The sequence below is a fragment of the Amycolatopsis sp. NPDC058340 genome (genome assembly GCF_042723975.1).
GTDB lineage: Bacteria > Actinomycetota > Actinomycetes > Mycobacteriales > Pseudonocardiaceae > Amycolatopsis.
The window spans coordinates 1-19,940 of record NZ_JBHXIB010000010.1 but is presented as its reverse complement, the minus strand read 5'-3'; the positions used below and the strand labels follow the sequence as shown (position 1 = coordinate 19,940).

At 68.9% G+C, this 19,940-nt stretch carries 16 protein-coding genes; 15 read left to right on the top strand and 1 reads right to left on the bottom strand.

Annotated elements, in window-relative coordinates; genetic code table 11:
- The first annotated feature begins 139 nt into the window (after window positions 1-139).
- The 9 genes from ACFWIW_RS14970 (at window position 140) to mpaM (ending at window position 10,936) form a co-directional block, all read left to right on the top strand.
- The gene (locus tag ACFWIW_RS14970) at window positions 140-1,336 is read left to right on the top strand and encodes a cytochrome P450 (RefSeq protein WP_378368951.1); all 1,197 of its coding nucleotides are present in this window, start codon (window positions 140-142) and stop codon (window positions 1,334-1,336) included.
- A 130-nt stretch (window positions 1,337-1,466) separates the two neighbouring features.
- On the top strand, window positions 1,467-2,687 hold the full coding sequence (locus ACFWIW_RS14965) for a cytochrome P450 (RefSeq protein ID WP_378368950.1): 1,221 nt from the start codon (window positions 1,467-1,469) through the stop codon (window positions 2,685-2,687).
- A gap of 44 nt (window positions 2,688-2,731) precedes the next feature.
- Window positions 2,732-4,207 carry a tryptophan 7-halogenase gene (locus ACFWIW_RS14960; RefSeq protein WP_378368949.1) on the top strand — a complete coding sequence of 492 codons (1,476 nt, stop codon included), beginning with the start codon at window positions 2,732-2,734 and terminating at the stop codon, window positions 4,205-4,207.
- Window positions 4,208-4,250: 43 nt separating this feature from the next.
- A complete protein-coding gene (locus tag ACFWIW_RS14955) occupies window positions 4,251-5,441 on the top strand; it encodes a glycosyltransferase (RefSeq protein ID WP_378368948.1) in 1,191 nt (396 codons plus the stop codon).
- Between the two features lie 11 nt (window positions 5,442-5,452).
- Window positions 5,453-6,682, top strand: coding sequence for a glycosyltransferase (locus ACFWIW_RS14950; protein ID WP_378368947.1), 1,230 nt, complete (start codon window positions 5,453-5,455; stop codon window positions 6,680-6,682).
- Window positions 6,683-6,714: 32 nt separating this feature from the next.
- On the top strand, window positions 6,715-7,947 hold the full coding sequence (locus ACFWIW_RS14945) for a glycosyltransferase (RefSeq protein ID WP_378368946.1): 1,233 nt from the start codon (window positions 6,715-6,717) through the stop codon (window positions 7,945-7,947).
- 45 nt (window positions 7,948-7,992) lie between these two features.
- Window positions 7,993-9,219: a methyltransferase domain-containing protein gene (locus tag ACFWIW_RS14940; RefSeq protein WP_378368945.1), complete on the top strand. Its 1,227-nt coding sequence runs from the start codon at window positions 7,993-7,995 to the stop codon at window positions 9,217-9,219.
- A 10-nt stretch (window positions 9,220-9,229) separates the two neighbouring features.
- On the top strand, window positions 9,230-10,054 hold the full coding sequence (locus ACFWIW_RS14935) for a PIG-L deacetylase family protein (RefSeq protein WP_378368944.1): 825 nt from the start codon (window positions 9,230-9,232) through the stop codon (window positions 10,052-10,054).
- 39 nt (window positions 10,055-10,093) lie between these two features.
- Window positions 10,094-10,936: a daptide-type RiPP biosynthesis methyltransferase gene (gene mpaM / locus ACFWIW_RS14930; protein ID WP_378368943.1), complete on the top strand. Its 843-nt coding sequence runs from the start codon at window positions 10,094-10,096 to the stop codon at window positions 10,934-10,936.
- On the opposite strand, the gene ACFWIW_RS14925 is transcribed toward mpaM, so the two are convergent.
- Entirely contained in the window at window positions 10,917-12,203 is a 1,287-nt protein-coding gene (locus ACFWIW_RS14925) for a PLP-dependent aminotransferase family protein (RefSeq protein ID WP_378368942.1), read from the bottom strand. The genes mpaM and ACFWIW_RS14925 overlap by 20 nt on opposite strands.
- Before the next feature lie 247 nt (window positions 12,204-12,450).
- Between ACFWIW_RS14925 and ACFWIW_RS14920 the strand changes: the two genes are divergently transcribed.
- From ACFWIW_RS14920 to ACFWIW_RS14895, 6 genes are all read left to right on the top strand, one after another.
- On the top strand, window positions 12,451-13,281 hold the full coding sequence (locus ACFWIW_RS14920; protein ID WP_378368941.1) for an alpha/beta fold hydrolase: 831 nt from the start codon (window positions 12,451-12,453) through the stop codon (window positions 13,279-13,281).
- Entirely contained in the window at window positions 13,278-15,014 is a 1,737-nt protein-coding gene (locus tag ACFWIW_RS14915; protein WP_378368940.1) for an amino acid adenylation domain-containing protein, read from the top strand. The genes ACFWIW_RS14920 and ACFWIW_RS14915 overlap by 4 nt, the downstream gene beginning before the upstream one ends.
- Window positions 15,015-15,027: 13 nt before the next feature.
- Window positions 15,028-16,218: a cytochrome P450 gene (locus tag ACFWIW_RS14910; protein ID WP_378368939.1), complete on the top strand. Its 1,191-nt coding sequence runs from the start codon at window positions 15,028-15,030 to the stop codon at window positions 16,216-16,218.
- Between the two features lie 110 nt (window positions 16,219-16,328).
- Complete coding sequence (gene hppD / locus ACFWIW_RS14905; protein ID WP_378368938.1) at window positions 16,329-17,381, top strand: 4-hydroxyphenylpyruvate dioxygenase; 1,053 nt, start codon at window positions 16,329-16,331, stop codon at window positions 17,379-17,381.
- Window positions 17,378-18,457 (top strand): alpha-hydroxy acid oxidase, encoded by a 1,080-nt coding sequence (locus ACFWIW_RS14900; protein WP_378368937.1) that lies wholly within the window; start codon window positions 17,378-17,380, stop codon window positions 18,455-18,457. Before hppD ends, ACFWIW_RS14900 begins: the two co-directional genes overlap by 4 nt.
- Window positions 18,458-18,488: 31 nt before the next feature.
- On the top strand, window positions 18,489-19,838 hold the full coding sequence (locus ACFWIW_RS14895; protein ID WP_378368936.1) for a cation:proton antiporter: 1,350 nt from the start codon (window positions 18,489-18,491) through the stop codon (window positions 19,836-19,838).
- The last annotated feature ends 102 nt before the right edge of the window (window positions 19,839-19,940 follow it).

Genomic DNA, 19,940 nt, shown 5'->3' with positions numbered 1-19,940 from the left:
TTGTGCGGGTTGTTTTTTGAAGGCCCTGTGTGTGGTGTTTTTCCGATGGTGTTGGTCTGTCCCTGCCTCGCTCGCGGACGCGGCCCCGCCCACGAACGCGCATATCCGCCTTGCCCATTGGTTCGCAAAGGAGTTTCCGTTGAGTGAGGACGACCCGCGTCCGCTGCATATTCGCAGACAGGGTTTGGACCCGGCGCCCGAACTGCTCGCCGCCGGGCCGCTGACCAGGGTCACCGTCGGCTCCGGAGCGGACGCCGAAACCCATTGGATGGCCACCGCGCACGCCGTCGTCCGGCAGGTGATGGGCGATCACAAGAGTTTCAGCACCCGGCGTCGCTGGGACCCGAAGGACGAGATCGGCGGAAAGGGCATCTTCCGGCCGCGGGAACTGGTCGGGAACCTGATGGACTACGACCCGCCCGAGCACGCCAGGCTGCGGCAGAAACTGAATCCGGGTTTCACCCTGCGCAAGATGCAGCGGATGGGGCCGTACATCGAACAGATCGTGACCGAACGGCTCGACGAACTGGAGCGGGCGGGAGCCCCCGCGGATCTGGTCACGATCGTCGCCGACCAGGTCCCCGGCGCCGTGCTGTGCGAACTGATCGGTGTGCCGAGGGACGACCGCGCCACGTTCTTGCAGCTGTGCCACGCGCATCTCGACGCCTCGCGCAGCCAGAAGAGGCGCGCGGTGGCGGGTGAGGCGTTCTCCCGCTACCTGCTGGCGATGATCGCCAGGGAACGCAAGGAACCGGGCGAGGGCCTGATCGGAGCGGTCGTCGCGGAGTACGGCGACGAGGCCACGGACGAGGAACTGCGGGGCTTCTGCGTTCAGGTGATGCTGGCCGGTGACGACAACATCTCCGGCATGATCGGCCTCGGTGTGCTGGCCTTGTTGCGGCACCCTGAGCAGATCGCCGCGTTGCGGGGCAGCGAGCAGCAGGCGCATCGGGCGGTCGACGAGCTGATCCGGTACCTGACGGTCCCGTATTCCCCGACCCCCCGGATCGCCATGCGGGACATCACCATCGCGGGCCAGGAGATCAAGAAGGGCGACAGCGTCATCTGTTCCCTCCCGGCGGCCAACCGGGATCCCGCGCTGGTGCCGGATCCCGGACGCCTCGACCTCACCCGCGAGTCCGCGCCGCATGTCGCGTTCGGCCACGGGGTCCATCACTGTCTCGGCGCCGCGCTGACCCGGCTCGAACTGCGTACCGTCTTCACCTTGCTGTGGCGGCGTTTTCCCGGGCTGCGACTGGCGGATCCCGCACAGGACGCCAAGTTCCGCCTGACCACACCGGCATACGGATTGACCGAGCTGATGGTCGCCTGGTGACCGGCGGCCGGCGTCCACGCGAGGTCGCTGGACCTGCCGCCCGATTACCGGTGAAATTGGGGCGTCGTTGTATTCGGGGCGGTCGAAGCCGAAAGACACTTTCCCGGTCTACCAAGGAGTTGCCAGTCGGATGGGGCACGGTATCGAGCAGGTCGCGCCACTGGTCAAGGAGCCCGCGAACTTTCAGCTGAGAACGAATTGCGATCCGCATGCGGACAATTTCGAACTCAGGGCACACGGCCCGCTCGTCCGGATAGTCGGCGATTCCTCGGCCCAGCTGGGCCGGGATTTCGTCTGGCAGGCCCACGGCTACGACGTCGTGCGCCGGATCCTCGGCGACCACGAGAATTTCACGACGCGCCCGCAATTCACCCAGGCGAAATCCGGATCGCATGTCGAGGCCCAGTTCGTCGGGCAGATCTCGACCTACGACCCGCCCGAGCACACCCGGTTGCGGAAGCTGCTGACCCCGGAGTTCACGGTCCGGCGGATACGCCGGATGGAGCCCGCGATCCAGAGCCTCGTCGAGGATCGCCTCGACATGCTGGAGGCCGAGGGATCGCCCGCGGATCTCCAGGGCCTGTTCGCCGATCCGGTCGGCGCCCACGCCCTGTGCGAACTGCTCGGCATTCCCCGTGACGACCAGCGCGAGTTCGTCCGGCGGATCCGGCGGAACGCCGATCTGAGCCGCGGCCTCAAGGCGCGGGCCGCCGACAGCGCGGCGTTCAACCGGTACCTGGACAACCTCATCGCCCGGCAGCGCGCGGACCCCGACGACGGATTCCTCGGCACGATCGTGCGCGAGCACGGCGGCGACGTCACGGACGAGGAGTTGCGGGGACTGTGCACGGCGCTGATCCTCGGCGGTGTCGAAACCGTCGCGGGGATGATCGGCTTCGGCGTGCTCGCCCTCCTGCAGAATCCCGGCCAGATACCGTTGCTTTTCGACGGCCAGGAAAAGGCCGATCGTGTCGTCAACGAGCTGGTCCGCTATCTGTCCCCCGTGCAGGCGCCGAATCCCCGCCTCGCCATCAAGGATGTGGTCGTCGACGGGCAGCTGATCAAGGCGGGGGACTACGTCCTGTGCTCGGTTCTCATGGCCAACAGGGACGAAGCACTGACCCCCGATCCGAATGTCTTCGACGCGAACCGGCCCGCTGTTTCGGACGTCGGGTTCGGGCACGGAATCCATTACTGCGTCGGCGCCGCCTTGGCGCGGTCGATGCTGCGGACGGCCTATCAGCTGTTGTGGCGGCGATTCCCGGGGCTGCGGCTGGCGGTGCCCGTCGAAGAAGTGAAGTACCGCAGCGCGTTCGTTGACTGCCCCGATCAGGTACCGGTCACCTGGTGACGACCTGCCCGGCGAAATGACACTCGACAAAGGAATGGTGGGAGATGTCGGTCGAAGATTTCGATGTTGTGGTGGCGGGTGGCGGGCCGGGTGGTTCGACGGTGGCCACCCTGGTGGCCATGCAGGGACACCGGGTCCTGTTGCTGGAGAAAGAGGTCTTCCCCCGGTACCAGATCGGTGAGTCGCTGCTGCCGGCCACGGTGCACGGGGTCTGCCGGATGCTCGGCGTCGCGGACGAGCTGGCGAATTCCGGGTTCCCGATCAAACGCGGCGGCACGTTCCGCTGGGGCGCCCGGCCGGAGCCGTGGACCTTCCACTTCGGGATCTCGGCCAAGATGGCGGGCTCGACGTCGCACGCCTATCAGGTCGAGCGGGCGGTGTTCGACGACATCCTGCTGAAGAACGCCAAGAGCAAGGGCGTCGTCGTGCGGGAAGGCTGCACGGTCAACGACGTCGTGGAGGACGGCGAGCGGGTCACCGGCGCGCGCTACACCGACGCGGACGGCAACGCGCGTGAAGTGTCGGCGCGGTTCGTGATCGACGCGTCGGGCAACAAGAGCCGGCTCTACACGAAGGTCGGCGGTTCGCGGAACTACTCGGAGTTCTTCCGCAGCCTCGCGCTGTTCGGTTATTTCGAGGGTGGCAAGCGGCTGCCCGAGCCGGTGTCGGGCAACATCCTGAGTGTCGCCTTCGACAGCGGCTGGTTCTGGTACATCCCCCTGAGCGACACGCTGACCAGCGTCGGCGCGGTCGTTCGCCGCGAGGACGCCGACAAGATCCAGGGCGACCGCGAGAAGGCGCTCAACACCTTGATCGCCGAATGCCCGATGATCTCGGACTACCTCTCGAACGCGACCAGGGTGACCACCGGCAGGTACGGCGAACTGCGGGTACGCAAGGACTACTCGTACCAGCAGGAGAGCTACTGGCGGCCGGGGATGGTCCTGGTCGGCGACGCCGCGTGTTTCGTGGACCCGGTGTTCTCCTCCGGGGTGCACCTGGCGACCTACAGCGCGTTGCTCGCGGCCCGGTCCATCAACAGCGTCCTCGCGGGCGACCTGGACGAGAAGACCGCGCTGAACGAGTTCGAGGCCCGCTATCGCCGCGAGTACGGCGTCTTCTACGAGTTCCTCGTGTCCTTCTATCAGATGAACGTGAACGAGGAATCGTATTTCTGGCAGGCCAAGAAGGTCACGCAGAACCAGAGCACCGACATCGAGTCGTTCGTCGAGCTGATCGGCGGGGTGTCGTCCGGCGAGACCGCGCTGACCGCCGCCGACCGGATCGCCGCGAACAGTGCCGAATTCGCCGCCGCCGTCGACAAGATGGCGGCGGGCGACGGTGACGACATGGTGCCGATGTTCAAGTCGACCGTGGTCAAGCAGGCGATGCAGGAAGCGGGCCAGGTCCAGATGAAGGCGCTGCTCGGCGAGGACGCCGAACCCGAGCTGCCGCTGTTCCCCGGCGGCCTGGTGACTTCGCCCGACGGCATGAAGTGGCTGCCGCACCACCCGGTATGAGCCGCCGCCCGGCGAAAAGGACCTACGGAACAGGGGAAGCGAAATGCGCGTGCTGATCACGGGGTGCGGATCACGCGGGGACATCGAACCGTTGGTCGCCTTGGCCGTCCGGTTGCGAGAACTCGGCGCGGAGGCGCGGATGTGCCTGCCGCCCGACTACGCGGAACGGTGCGCCGAGGCCGGGGTGCCGATGGTGGCGGCCGGGCCGGCGGTGCGGGCGGGGGCACGCGAGCCAGGGGAACCGGCGCCGGGTGATCCCGAGATCGTGACCGACGTGGTCGCCGAATGGTTCGGCAAGCTCCCGGCGGCCGCCGAAGGCTGTACGGCGGTGGTGACGACCGGCCTGCTGCCCGCCGCCGTCGCCGCCCGGTCGGTGGCCGAACGGCTCGGCGTCCCTTATCGCTACATCGTGCTGTCCCCGGACCATCTGCCGTCGGTGCACAGCCGGGCGGAGCTGGACATGTACAACGAGGGCGCCTTCGGCCTCTTCGGTGACGTGGTCAACGAAAACCGGGCCTCGCTCGGTCTGGCCCCGGTGAAGGACCTCTTCGACTACGGCTACACCGAGCGGCCGTGGCTGGCGTCGGACCAGGTCCTGGCCCCGCTGCCGCCGTCGGACTCCGGCACGGTGCAGACCGGTGCGTGGATCCTGCCGGACGAACGGCCGCTCCCGGCGGATCTGGAGGAGTTCCTTGCCGCCGGGCCGCCGCCGGTGTACGTCGGGTTCGGCAGCTCGTCCGGTGCCAAGACCGCGGGTGCCGCGAAGGTGGCCGTCGAGGCGGCCCGCGCACTGGGGCACCGGGTGGTGCTTTCCCGTGGCTGGGCCGATTTGGCCCTGCCCGCCGACGACGGAGACTGCTTCGTCGTCGGCGAGGTGAACCTCCAGGAGCTGTTCGGCCGGGTCTCCGCCGCCATCCACCACGACAGCGCCGGCACGACGTACGTGGCCATGCGCGCGGGCATCCCCCATGTGGTGGTGCGCCGTGTGGTGGACAACGTGGTGGAGCAGGCGTATCACGCCGACCGGGTGGCCGAGCTGGGCGTCGGGGTGGCGATCGACGGCCCGGTCCCCGCCGCCGAGTCCGTGTCGGCCGCGCTCATCGCGGCGCTGGCGCCTTCGACGCGGGCGCGGGCGAAGGCGGTGGCGGACACGATGCGCACCGACGGGACGACGGTGGCCGCGGGGCTGCTGTTCGAGGCGGCCGGCGTCGAGAAGCCGGTCGTTCCGGTATGAACGGGGGAAACGTGACGCGGGTGTTGCTGGCGACGTGCGGAAGCCGCGGCGACGTCGAACCGCTGGTGGCGCTGGCGGTCCGGTTGCGTGAGCTCGGTGCGGAGGCGAGGCTCGCCGCGCCGCCGGACTGCGCGGACCGGCTGGCCGAGGTCGGCGTGGAGCACGTGCCCGTCGGCGCTTCCGCGCGCGAACCGGTCAAGAACGCGGCACCGCCGACGCGCGAGGACATGCGGCGGTTCATGACCGAGACGATCACCACGCAGTTCGACCGGATCCCGGCGGCCGCCGAGGGCTGTGCCGCCGTGGTGACCTCCGGGCTGTTGTCCGCCGCGATCGGCGTGCGGTCGGTGGCCGAAAAGCTCGGCATCCCGTACTTCTACGCCTTCCACTGCCCCGATTTCGTGCCGTCGCCGCACTATCCGCCCCCGCCGCCGCTCGGCGAGCCACCCGCACCGGAGGGAACCGACATCCGGGAGCTGTGGGAGCGGAACAACCAGAGCGCCTTCCGGCGATACGGCGATCCGCTCAACAGCAGGCGGGCGGCGATCGGCCTGCCGCCGGTGGCGGACATCTTCGGCTTCGGCTACACCGATCACCCTTGGCTGGCGGCGGATCCGGTGCTGGCCCCGCTGCGGCCGACGGATCTCGGCGCCGTGCAGACCGGCGCGTGGATCGTGCGCGACGAACGGCCGCTTTCCGCTGAGCTGGAAGCGTTTCTGGCCGCCGGGACACCGCCGGTGTACCTCGGGTTCGGCAGCCTCCGTGCCCCCGCCGACGCCGTCCGGGTGGCCGTCGCGGCGATCCGTGCCCAGGGCCGAAGGGTGATCCTTTCCCGCGGCTGGGCCGATCTGGTGCTGCCCGACGACCGGGAAGACTGTTTCGAGACCGGCGAAGTGAACCACCAGGCGCTGTTCCCCCGGGTGGCCGCTGTCATCCACCACGGCGGCGCGGGCACGACGCATGTGGCGACACGGGCGGGCGCACCCCAGATCCTGTTGCCGCAGATGGCGGACCAGCCGTACTACGCGAGCCGCGTGGCCGAGCTGGGAATCGGCGTGGCGCACGACGGCCCGGTCCCGGCCTTCGACTCCCTGTCGGCCGCGCTCACCACGGCGCTCGCCCCGGAAACCCGTGACCGGGCAAGGGCCGTGGCGGCCACGGCGCGGACGGACGGGACCACGGTGGCGGCGGAGCTGCTGCTCGACGCGGTCAGCCGGGCGAAGTCGTCGGTTTCCGCGTGAAACCCAGAACCGCTCAAGATAGGGGACGCGAAATGCGTGTGCTGTTGTCGACGTGTGGAAGCCGCGGCGACGTCGAACCGCTGGTGGCGCTGGCGGTCCGGTTGCGGGAGCTCGGCGCGGAAGTCCGCATGTGCGCGTCGCCTTCTTCCGCGGACCGGCTCGCCGAAGCCGGCGTGCCGCATGTGCCGGTCGGGCTGGCGCACGAGGGCATGCTGCTGCAGGAGGGGATGCCGCCGCCGTCGGCCGAGGAGGAGCGCGAGTTCGCGGCCATGGCGATCGACATGCAGTTCGACCAGGTGCCGCCGGGTGCCGAGGGCTGTGACGTGGTGGTGGCGACCGGGGAGCTGGCCCACGCGACCGGCGTGCGGTCGGTGGCCGAGAAGCTGGGCATCCCGTACTTCTACGCCGCCTACAGCCCGAACTACCTGCCGTCGTCCAACTACCACCCGCCCGAGGACGAACGGACCACGCCGGGTGTGACCGACTACGGGGTGCTCTGGGCCGAACGTGCCCAGCGTTTCACCGAGCGGTACGGGGAAGCGCTCAACAGCAGGCGGGCGGCGATCGGCCTGGCCCCGGTGGCGGACGTTTTCCGTTATGGCTACGGCGATCGGCCGTGGCTCGCGGCGGACCCGGTGCTCGCGCCGGTCGATCCGGAAATCGACGCCGTGCAGACCGGTGCGTGGATCCTGCCGGACGAACGGCCGCTCCCGGCGGATCTGGAGGAGTTCCTGGCCGCCGGGCCGCCGCCGGTGTACGTCGGTTTCGGCAGCGCTTCCGGACCCGGCCTCGCCGACGCCACGCGGACGGCCATCGAGGCGATCCGCGCCAAGGGCCACCGGGTGATCCTTTCCCGCGGCTGGGCCGATCTGGTCCTGCCCGACGACGGGGCCGACTGCTTCGGTGTCGGCGAGGTGAACCTCCAGGCGCTGTTCGGCCGGGTGGCCGCCGCCCTCCACAAGGGCAGCGCGGGGACCTTGCATCTGGCCACCCGGGCGGGCATCCCTCAGCTCGTGCTGCCCCGGCACACGGACCAGCCGTACTTCGCCGGCCGCGTGACCGAACTCGGTATCGGGGTGGCGCTGGCGGAACGCCCGGTCCCGACCTTCGACACCTTCTCGGCCGCGCTCACCGAGGCCCTTTCCCCGGAAACCCGCGCGCGGGCGAAGGCCGTGGCGGACCAGGTCCGCACCGACGGCCGGACGGCGGCCGCGGAACTGCTGGCCGAGGCCGCCGGCCAGGGCAGGCTCACCGTCCCCGCCTGACCGCGCCCCACGACTTCTTCGACGACAAAGCCCAGAGGAGACCGCATGTCAGCCACGTCCCGGTGCCGTATCTGCGACGGCACCGTCCACGAGTTCATCGATCTGGGACGGCAGCCGCTCTCGGACGCGTTCGTGGTCCCCGGCGACGAGAAGAAGGAGTTCTTCTTCCGGCTCGCCACCGGGATCTGTGAATCCTGCACGATGGTGCAGCTGATGGAAGAGGTCCCCAGGGACCTGATGTTCCACGAGGCGTACCCCTATCTGTCCTCCGGTTCGGCGGTCATGCGCGCGCATTTCGGCGAGCTGGCCAAACGCTTCCTGACCACGGAGCTGACCGGCGAAGACCCCTTCATCGTCGAACTCGGCTGCAACGACGGCATCATGCTCAAGGCCGTGGCCGACGCGGGAGTGCGGCAGCTGGGCGTCGAACCCTCCGGCAGCGTCGCGGATCTGGCCGCGGCAAAGGGGATCCGCGTCCGCAAGGATTTCTTCGAAGAGGCGACGGCGGCCGACATCCGGGAGAACGACGGCCCGGCCGACGTGATCTACGCGGCCAACACCCTGTGCCACATCCCTTACATGGACTCGATCCTGAAGGGCGTCACCCGGCTGCTCGGCCCGAACGGCGTGTTCGTGTTCGAGGACCCGTACCTCGGTGACATCGTGGAGCGCACCTCGTTCGACCAGATCTACGACGAGCATTTCTTCTTCTTCACCGCGCGCTCGGTTCAGGAGATGGCCAAGCGCAACGGTCTCGAACTCGTGGACGTCGAGCGCATCCCGGTGCACGGCGGCGAGGTGCGCTACACCCTCGCCCTCGCCGGGGCCCGCGAGCCGTCCGCGGCCGTGGCGGAACTCCTGGCGTGGGAGGCCGAACGCGAGCTGGCGGAGTACGCCACGCTGGAACGTTTCGCCACCAACGTGAAGAAGATCAAGGACGATCTGATCGCGCTGCTGACCAAGCTCCGCGCCGAAGGCAAGCGTGTCGTCGGTTACGGCGCGACGGCCAAGAGCGCCACGGTGACCAACTTCTGCGGTATCACCACGGATCTGGTGGAGTTCATCTCGGACACCACGCCCGCCAAACAGGGGAAGCTCAGCCCCGGGCAGCACATCCCGGTCCGCGAGTACCGGGAATTCGCCGACGACCACCCGGACTACGCGCTGCTGTTCGCGTGGAACCACGCCGACGAGATCATGAACGCGGAGCAGGCTTTCCGCGATTCCGGCGGGCAGTGGATCCGGTACGTGCCGAACGTGCACGTGAGCTGACGTGGCCGGCATGACACAAGATCTCGGCACGGACCGGATCCTGGCGATCTCCCCGCATCTGGACGACGCGGTCCTGTCCTTCGGTGCCGGACTCGCGCAGGCGGAACGGGACGGCGCGAAGGTGACCGTCCACACGGTGTTCGCCGGTACCGCGACGCCGCCGTTCTCCCCGGCGGCGGAGCGGTTGCACTCGATCTGGGGGCTGTCGCCGGACGAGGACGCGTCGCAGCGTCGCCGCGACGAAGACATCGCCGCACTCGGCCACCTGGGGGCCGAGTACCGGCACAGCGGGTTCCTGGACGCCATCTATCGCAAGGTGGCCGACGGCCGATGGATGGCCGACAACGTGCCGGGACGGCAGAAGCTGGCCATCGGACGGCTGTCCCCGCAGGACGATCCGGAGCTGTTCTCCGCGGTGAAGGACGAAATCGCGTCGGTCGTCGAAGAACGCGACCCGACGCTGATCCTGACCTGCGCGGCCGCCAGCGGACATATCGACAACGAGATCACCCGGGACGCCACGCTGCTCGTCGCCAGGGAGAAGGATGTTCCGGTGCGGCTGTGGGAAGACCTCCCGCACGCGTTGTTCGCGCGGGAGGACGCCGAACTCCCGGACGGATTCCGGCTCGGCGCCCCCGTTTTCGGTTCGGTCGAGGAGGACGCGCGGACGCGCAAATTCGAGGCCCTGCTGCTTTATCCGACGCAGATGCGGATGCTCCACGGGCCGGAGAAGGATCTTTTCGCGCAGTTGGACGGGCATGCCGGCAAGAATTCGGCACGGTCCGGGTACGGCGAAACGACCTGGCCGGTCATCTCCCGCGAAGAGACCGGCTGAATCGGGCCGGTGACGAATGTCGACCTGGAGGTTGTCCTGATGACCGATCAACTGGAACGTGGCCCGGCGCGGACCGCGCACGCCGGCGTCGTGCTGGCCTCGGCGGGTGACCGGGGAGTGCTGTGCGATTTCTACGACGAGGCGGGTTCGGATACCTATCGGGATTTGATCCAGGACGCCGACGGCACCCTGGAAACGCGGCAATTCGCGGCTCGTGTGCCCCAGGACCCCGGGCCCGTGCTGGAACTGGCGGCCGGAATGGGCAGGCTGACCTTCCCGTTCCTGGAGCTCGGCTGGGAGATGACCGCCCTGGAGCTGTCGGCCACGGTGGTCACCGCTTTCCGGAAACGGCTGGCGGAGTCGCCACAGGAGCTCCGGGAGCGGTGCACGGTGGTTCAGGGGGACATGAGCGCCTTCGCGCTGGGCAAGCGTTTCGGCGCGGTGGTCATCAGCTCGGGCTCGATCAACGAACTCGGCGAGGCCGACCGGAAAGGCCTGTACGCGTCGGTTCTCGAGCATCTCCGGCCCGGCGGGAAATTCCTGCTCAGCCTGGAATTGACGAAACCGGTGGAAGCGGAGCCGGTGGAGCGCAGCCAGGAGTTGTCCGGCCGGAGCGGCAGGCGGCACGTACTGCACGTGAAGATCCTGCCGTCGGAGGAACTCCAGGAGATCACCATCTACCCCGCCGACGAGACCGCGGATCCCTTCGTCGTCTGCACACATCGCCGGCGGCTCTTCACGGTGGACCGGATCGCGCGGGAACTCGGCGAGGCGGGCTTCGACGTCGTCGCGCGGGAACCGTTCGCCTCCACCGGCGCCGGCCGTGACGACATGGTGCTGGTGGAGGCGATCCCGCGAGAGGTCACGGCAGACGCGAAGTGATGAGCGCGGCGAGCCTGCTCACGCCTTCTTCGATCAGCTCCGGCGTGAGCAGGCTGATGGACAGCCGGAGCTGATTGAACCCGTCCTTCCCGCCGTAGAAGTGATGCATCGGGGTGAACAGCACACCGTGGTCGCGGGCGGCGTCCGCCAGCAGCTCGTCGTCGACGATGAACGGCACGGTGACGGTGACGAAGAACCCGCCCGTCGGGGTGTTCCAGCGGACCCCGGGGCGATCGCCGAGCCTGCGGTCGAGCTCGCTCAGCGTCAGCCGCAGATTCCGCTGGTAGATCTCGGTTTCCCGGACGTTGGCCTTGATCAGGCTGTAGTCGTTGAGCAGCAGCTTCCCGGCGATCACCGCCTGTGCGATGGGCGAGGTGTTGACGGTGAGCATGCCCTTGAGCTTCGAGAGCTGGTCGGCGTACAGACCGCCGCCCGCCACACGCTGATCCGCCACCGCGTACCCGACCCGGGCGCCGGGCATTCCGGTCTTGGCGAAGGATCCGATGTAGACCACGCTTCCCGACCGGTCGAGTGCTTTCAGCGTGGGGAGACGCTCGGCGCCGAAGAGCCCGTACGCGTTGTCTTCCAGCAGCAGGATTCCGTGGGCCGCGGCGACTTCGAGGAGCCGGTGGCGGGACGCCAGATCCATGCTGGTGCCGGTGGGGTTGGCGAAGTTGGGGGTCACGTAGCAGGCCCGCACCCGCTTGCCCTGTTCGTCGGCGCGTTTCAGCTGGAGGACGAGGTCCTCGGGGTCGATGCCGTTCTCGCCGGACCGGACCGGCCAGACCGGCGTGTCGGTGAGCAGCGCCGCCCCGGTCAGGCCGACGTAGGTGGGGGCCGGGGCGAGCAGCACGTCCCGCTCGTTCGCCCGCAGGGTGCGGAGCACCAGGAACATCGCCTCCTGCGCGCCGACGGTGACGACCACGGATTCCGGGGCGGCGTCGATGTTCTCGTCCTCGGCGAGGTTGCGGGCGATGATGTCGGCGATGATGCCCTTCGTCGTGCCGTACTGGAACAGCGCGCGGGTGACGCCGGCCTCGTCGACCTTCCGATCGCGCCGGAGATGCTCGCAGTATGCGTCGAGATAATCGTGAATGAGCCGGATGTCGAAAAACTCTTCGTACGGCCGTCCTGCCGCCATGGAAATGGCAACGGGGTATTCGTCGATCAGTTCGTTGAGCAGATTCATCGACGAGATGGCCGGATCGGTGAGCGATCCGTGCAGCGTTTCCATGTCCAAATGGGTGGACAAAACGTTCGAATCCATAAATGCTAGGATTTCCATCCGGTCGCGAAGTGTCAAGCTGGGGTGTGGACGCGATTCACCGCCGATTTCCGGTCATGTCCAGTACTGATTCCTTCCGGAAGACGGATCTCCGAAGGTACGGTCACCGCAGTGCGCCGAGGACCGGTATCGCACCTTTCATCCCAGACGGAAACCGGCGGCCCCGGTAATTCGACGGCCGCCATGTCGCTGCGCGCCGTGGATATGCGGTGAGCGGGGAAGGACCATCATGCTGATGACAACCGAGAACGGGATCCGGTTGTCTTACCACGATCAAGGCAACGGTCCGGCCGTCCTGTTGCTGACCGGCACCGGGGCGCCGAGCTCCGTCTGGGACCTGCATCAGGTCCCGGTGCTCCGCGCCGCCGGATTCCGCGTGATCACCATGGACAATCGCGGGATCCCGCCGAGCGACGAGGGCACGGACGGGTTCACCATCGACGACCTCGTCGCGGACGTGGCGGCCCTGATCGACTACCTCGACGCCGTGCCGTGCCGCGTGATCGGCACGTCGATGGGCTCGTACGTCGCGCAGGAGCTGGCACTCGCCCGTCCGGAACTGCTGGACTCGGTCCTGCTGATGGCGGCCTGCGGCAAGAGCAGCCTCGTCCAGCGAGAGCTCGCGGAAGGCGAAGCGAAGCTGATCGAGCAAGGCATCGAGCTGCCACCGGGTTTCCTCGCCGCCGTCCGGGCCATGCACAACCTCGGGCCCGCGACCCTCGCCGACGACGACCTCGCCGGCGACTGGCTCGACCTGTTCGCCGCGGCCGGTTCCTGGGGGCCGGGTGTCCGGGAACAGCTGCTGCTGAGCGCGTTGCCCGACCGGCTCGAGGCCTACCGCTCGATCAAGGTGCCCTGTCACGTCGTCTCGTTCGAACACGACCTCGTGGCACCACCGGCCGCCGGACGCGAGCTGGCAGGCGCGATCCCCGGCGCGACCCACCGCACGATTCCCGGGTGCGGGCATTTCGGCTACCTGGAGAACCCGGAAGCGGTGAACCGGGAGCTGATCCGGTTCCTCCGCACCGAATCCCGCGAGACACTGGGGGAGACCGCATGACCGTCCTTTCGGCGGCCACGACACCGGCCCTGTTCGAGGCGACCGCAGCGGTGCTGCCGGATCGGCCCGCGGTGGCGATGGACACCACCACCCTCACCTACGCCGAGCTCAACGGCGAGGCCAACCGGCTCGCGCGACGGCTCGTGGCGCACGGCGTCGGCCCGGAGCGGCTGGTCGCGCTGGCCATGCCGAGGTCGATCGAGTTCGTCATCGCGGTCTTGGCCGTGCACAAGGCGGGCGCCGCGTACGTGCCGGTCGACCCGGACTATCCGGAGGAACGCAAACGCCACATGCTGGACGACACGGCGGCGCGGATCCTGCTGTGCCTGCCGGGGCAGGACGTGCCCGGCCCCGGCGTCGTGCTGAACGTGGAACGGGAACCGGGTCCGTCCGAGCCGAACCTGGACGACCACGACCGCCTCGGCCCGTTGCTGCCCGACCATCCCGCGTACGTCATCTACACCTCGGGCTCGACCGGGAAACCGAAGGGCGTGCTGGTCACGCATCGCGGGATCCCGAACCTGGCCGACGACTACGTGCGCCGCCAGGAACTGGTGCCGGACAGCAGATTGCTGGCCTTCGCCTCGCCGAGTTTCGACGCCGCGGTCGCCGAGTTCTGGCCGATCTGGCAGGCCGGTGGCTGTCTCGTACTGGCTTCCGCGCCGGACCTGGTCCCGGGTGAGCCGCTCGGCAGGCTGGTGCGCGAGCAGGGGATCACCCACATCACGCTGCCGCCGTCCGCGCTGGCCCCGCTGGAGGAGGCGGGCGGCCTTCCCGCCGGGCTGACCCTGCTGGTGGCCGGTGAGGCGTGCCCGGCGCCGGTGGCCAAACGCTGGTCCATGGACCGCGTGATGATCAACGCCTACGGCCCGACCGAGGTCACCGTGGCGGTGACCGCGAGCGAGCCGCTGTCCGGTGAGGACACCCCGCCGATCGGCAGGCCGATCACCGGTGTCCGCACCTATGTCCTGGACGAGCAGCTGCGGCCCGTCCCGGACGGGGACGTCGGCGAGCTGTACACGATGGGCCCCGGTCTCGCCCGCGGGTACCTCAGGCGGCCCGCCGCGACCGCGGAGCGGTTCCTGCCGGATCCGTTCGGCGAACCGGGCGGCCGTATGTACCGCACCGGCGACCGGGTGCGGAAGCGTCCGGACGGCCAGTTCGTCTTCGTCGGCCGCGTCGACGACCAGGTCAAGGTCCGCGGTCACCGGATCGAACCGGGCGAGGTCGAGGCCGCCCTGCTCGCCGTGGACAAGGTGGCCCAGGTGGTGGTGACCGCGCACGACAACCGGCTCGTCGCCTACGTCGTCGGCGCCGGGGGAGAACGCGTGACGGCCGAAGAGCTCCTTCCGCCCCTGCGGGAGCGGATGCCGTCCTACCTGGTCCCCGATGTGGTCGTCAGCCTGCCGAGACTGCCGGTCTCGCCGAACGGCAAGGTCGACCGGACCGCCCTGCCCACCCCGGAAGAGGAGAGCGCCGAGCGCGCGGCGTCGGGACGAGCGCCGAGCACCCCGACGGAGATCCTGCTCGCCGAGCTGTTCGCCGACGTCCTCGGCGTCGGCAGCGTCGGCGTCGAGGACAGCTTCTTCGAGATCGGTGGTCATTCGCTGCTCGCGACGCGGGTGGTGAGCCGTATCCGCGAAAGCCTGAAGATCCGGCTGAGAGTGCAGGCCTTCTTCGACGCGCCGACCGTGGCACAGCTCGCCAAGGTGCTCGACGGCGCACTCACCTGATCTGGAGAACTTCATGCAGACGACGAAAACCGTCGACCTCGGCGATCCCGATCTGTACACGACCCTGGACCGGCACACCCGGTGGCGCGAGTACGCGGCGGAAGACGCGATGGTGTGGAGCGAGCCGGGCAGTTCGCCCGGCGGTTTCTGGTCGGTGTTCTCGCACCGGGCGTGCGCCGCGGTGCTCGGCCCGTCCGCCCCGTTCACCTCCGAGTACGGGATGATGATCGGCTTCGACCGCGAGCATCCGGACAAGTCCGGCGGCCAGATGATGGTGGTGTCCGAACAGGACCAGCACCGCAGACTGCGGAAGCTGGTGGGACCGCTGCTTTCCCGGGCGGCGGCGCGGAAACTGTCGGACCGGGTGCGGACCGAGGTGCGCGGCGTACTCGACCGCGTGCTCGACGGCGAGGTGTGCGACGTCGCCGCGGAGATCGGCCCGCGTATCCCCGCCGCGGTCGTCTGCGAGATCCTCGGCGTGCCTGCCGAGGACCAGGACATGCTCATCGACCTGACCAATCACGCGTTCGGCGGCGAGGACGAACTCTTCGACGGGATGACGCCGCGTCAGGCGCACACCGAGATCCTCGTCTACTTCGACGAACTGATCGGCGCGCGCCGCGCGAACCCCGGCGACGACCTCGTCAGCACGTTGCTGTCCGACGGCGAACTCTCGATCGACGACGTGGTGCTCAACTGCGACAACGTGCTGATCGGCGGCAACGAGACCACCCGGCACGCGATCACCGGCGCGGTGCACGCTTTCGCCACCGTGCCGGGACTTCTGGACCGGGTGCGGGACGGGGACGTCGACGTCGACCCCGTCGTGGACGAGGTGCTGCGCTGGACCTCGCCCGCGATGCACGTGCTCCGGGTGACGACCGGCGACGTCACGCTCAACGGCCGCGACCTCGAAGCCGGTACGCCGGTGGTCGCGTGGCTGCCTGCCGCGAACCGGGATCCCGCCGTGTTCGACGATCCCGACACGTTCCGGCCGGAGCGGAAACCCAATCGTCACATCGCTTTCGGGCACGGGATGCACCACTGCCTCGGCTCCGCGCTCGCACGGATCGAACTGGCGGTCGTGCTGCGGGAGGTGGCCGAACGGGTGTCGCGAGTGGAGCTGGAGAAGGAACCGGCCTGGCTGCGCGCGGTCGTCGTGCAAGGGTACCGGGAACTCCCGGTGCGATTCACCGGCCGTTGACCCCATCGCGTCCTATGTGGACGGAAGTGTCAAGCGGACATCATTGATGCACAAGGGGATACGCGCCATCCTTCTGATCGAGGGTTACATCTATTCCACGGAGGAATGCCTTGTCTTCTCAAGAAAGCACGCAGAATTTCGACATCGACTATGTGGAAATGTACGTGGCCGACCTCGAGGCCGCCGCGTCCGGCTGGATGGACAAGTACGGCTTCTCCGTCACCGCCACCGACCGGTCGGCCGACCACCGGAGCGTGACGCTGCGGCACAGCGCGATCGCGCTGGTGCTGACCGAGCCGCTGACGGACCGGCACCCTGGAGCTACTTACCTGCAGACCCACGGTGACGGGGTGGCCGACATCGCGCTGCGCACCCCCGACGTCGCCGCCGCCTTCGAGGCCGCGGTGAAGGCGGGTGCGGAACCCGTCCGCGAGCCGGAAAAGCGGGCGGACTCGGTCGTCACGGCCACCGTCGGCGGGTTCGGCGATGTCGTGCACACCCTGATCCAGGGCGACGCCGCCGAGGAGGCCCCGCGTGGCAAGGGCGGTGTGGAGCTGGGAGTGATCGACCACTTCGCGGTCTGCCTGAACGCCGGTGACCTCGGGCCCACGGTGGCGTTCTACGAGCGCGCGCTCGGTTTCAAGCAGATCTTCGAAGAGCACATCGTGGTCGGCGCGCAGGCGATGAACTCCACCGTCGTGCAGAGCACGTCGGGAGCGGTCACCCTCACCCTGATCGAACCCGACAAGACCGCCGACCCCGGCCAGATCGACGACTTCATCAAGGAGCACCACGGTTCCGGCGTCCAGCACATCGCCTTCACCAGCCCGGACGCGGTACGCGCGGTCAAGGAGCTTTCCGCGCGCGGCGTGGAATTCCTGAAGACCCCGGACGCCTACTACGACCTGCTCGGCGAGCGGATCGAGCTGGAGACGCACTCGCTGGACGATCTGCGCGAGACGAAGCTGCTCGCCGACGAGGACCACGGCGGCCAGCTGTTCCAGATCTTCACCGCCTCCACGCATCCGCGTAAGACGATCTTCTTCGAGATCATCGAGCGGCAGGGCGCGGGAACCTTCGGCAGCTCCAACATCAAGGCCCTGTACGAAGCCGTGGAGCTGGAGCGCACCGGGCAGAGCAAGCTCGGCCCCGCCCGTCGATGACCCACGTCTGTCTCGACGACCTCGAGCGCGCGGCGCGCGATGTCCTCTCCGGTGAGAACTGGGATTTTCTCGCCGGGGGCAGCGGCGCGGAGGCCTCCTTGGCGGCCAACCGCGCCGCGCTCGAGCGGATCTTCGTGATCCCGCGGGTATTGCGTGAGCTGACCGGTGGCACCGTCGAGGCCGAACTCCTCGGCGGTCCCGCCGCGCTGCCCGCGGCGGTCGCGCCGGTCGCGTACCAGCGGTTGTTCCACCCCGAAGGCGAACTCGCCGCGGCACGCGCCGCGCGGGACGCGGGCGTGCCGTACACCATCTGCACGCTGAGCAGTGTCCCGCTGGAGGAGATCGCGGCCGTCGGCGGACGGCCTTGGTTCCAGCTGTACTGGCTGCGGGACGGGAAACGCTCGCTCGACCTCGTCCGCCGCGCGGAGGACGCGGGCTGTGAGGCGATCGTGTTCACCGTCGACGTGCCGTGGATGGGACGGCGCCTGCGGGACATGCGGAACGGTTTCGCGCTGCCGGATTCCGTGACCGCGGCCAATTTCGACGCCGGCGAGGCCGCGCATCGCCGCACTCGCGGCCAGTCGGCGGTGGCGGACCACACCGCGCGCGAATTCGCCCCGGCCACCTGGGAATCCGTCGAGGCCGTCCGCGCGCACACGGAGCTCCCGGTGGTGCTCAAAGGAATCCTCGCGGTCGAGGACGCGAGCCGCGCCGTCGACGCGGGTGCCGCCGGCATCGTGGTGTCCAACCACGGAGGCCGACAGTTGGACGGCGCCGTACCGGGGATCGAGATGCTGGGCGAGATCGCCGCCGCCCTGTCCGGGTGGACGGGCGAAGTGCTGCTCGACGGCGGGATCCGGAGCGGCGGCGACATCCTCAAGGCGATCGCGCTGGGGGCGTCGGGCGTCCTGGTCGGGCGGCCCGCGATGTGGGGGCTCGCCGCGGGCGGGGAGGGCGGCGTCCGGCAGGTGCTCGACCTGCTCACCGTCGAATTCCGGAACGCGCTGGGCCTCGCGGGCTGCGACTCGCCCGCCGCGGCCCGGCGGCTGGGCACGAGGGTCTCCCGCCACGGCTGACGCCGTTCCCGTTCTCACCCGAAGGAGGAAGGTGCTTCTCTCGCTCCCGGCGCCGGTCGCCCCGATCGCCGCCCACAGTCTCCTGCTCTTCTTGCTGCAGGCCGGTTCGCTGCTGCTGCTCGCCGTCGTCTTCGGACGGCTGGCCGCCCGGTTCGGGATGCCCGCCGTGGTGGGCGAACTGGTCGTCGGGGTGCTCCTCGGCCCGTCGTTGCTGGCGTGGGCGGCGCCGGAGGTGCACGGCTGGCTTTTCCCCGCCGTCACCGAGCAATACCACCTTCTCGACGCCGTCGGGCAGATCGGGGTCATCCTGCTGGTCGGGTTCACCGGTATGCAGATGGACATGGGCCTGCTCCGGCGGCGGCGGGCCGCGGCGGCCGGAGTGGGCCTCGGCGGCCTGATCGTCCCTCTCGGACTGGGTATCGGCGCGGGTTACGCCCTGCCCAAGATGCTGGTGCCCGAAGGCACGGACATCACCGTGTTCGCGCTGTTCCTGGGCGTGGCGTTGTGCGTCAGCGCCATCCCGGTGATCGCGAAGACGCTGATGGACATGAAACTGCTGCACCGCAACGTCGGGCAGCTCACGCTGGCCGCCGGTGCGATCGAGGACGCCTTCGGCTGGTTCATGCTGTCGATCGTCAGCGCGATGGCGGTCACCGCCGTGTCCGCGGGTGCCGTGCTCATCTCGCTCGGCTACCTGATCGGGGTCATCGTCTTCGCCCTCACCATCGGCAGGCCGCTGGTGAGGGGCGTCATGCGCACCGCGGCCAGATCCGACGGTCCTGGGCTCACCGTCTCCGCCGCCGTCGTCCTGATCCTCCTTGCCTCGGCGGGAACGCAGGCCCTCGGCCTGGAAGCGATCTTCGGCGCCTTCCTCTGCGGAATCCTGATCAACACCGCGGGCAAGGTGGATCCCGTCAAACTGGCCCCGTTGCGCACCGTCGTACTGGCGGTCTTCGCGCCGATCTTCTTCGCCACGGCCGGATTGCGGATGGATCTCACCGCGCTGATCCGCCCGCCGGTCCTGCTCACCGGTCTCGTGGTGCTCGCGCTGGCCATCATCGGCAAATTCGTCGGCGCGTACGCCGGCGCCCGGCTCAGCGGCCTGAACAAATGGGAAGGGCTCGCGCTCGGCGCGGGGCTGAACGCGCGAGGTGTCATCGAGATCGTGGTCGCCATGGTGGGGCTACGGCTGGGCATTCTCAGCGTCGAGATCTACACGATCATCATCCTCGTCGCGATCGTGACTTCGCTGATGACGCCGCCGATCCTGCGGTTCGCGATGAAGCGGGTGGAGCAGACCGCCGAAGAAGAAGTGCGGGAGACCGAGCACCTGGCCTGGGCCGCGGAACCGGTGAAGAACGAGCAGGAACCTTCGCATTAGGTTCGGCCGCGCCTTCACACGGCTCCGACCTGTCTCAGGCCCGGGCGCGTCGCGAAAGCCACTTTCGCGACGTCTGATGTCCCGAAAGTGGCTTTCGCGACA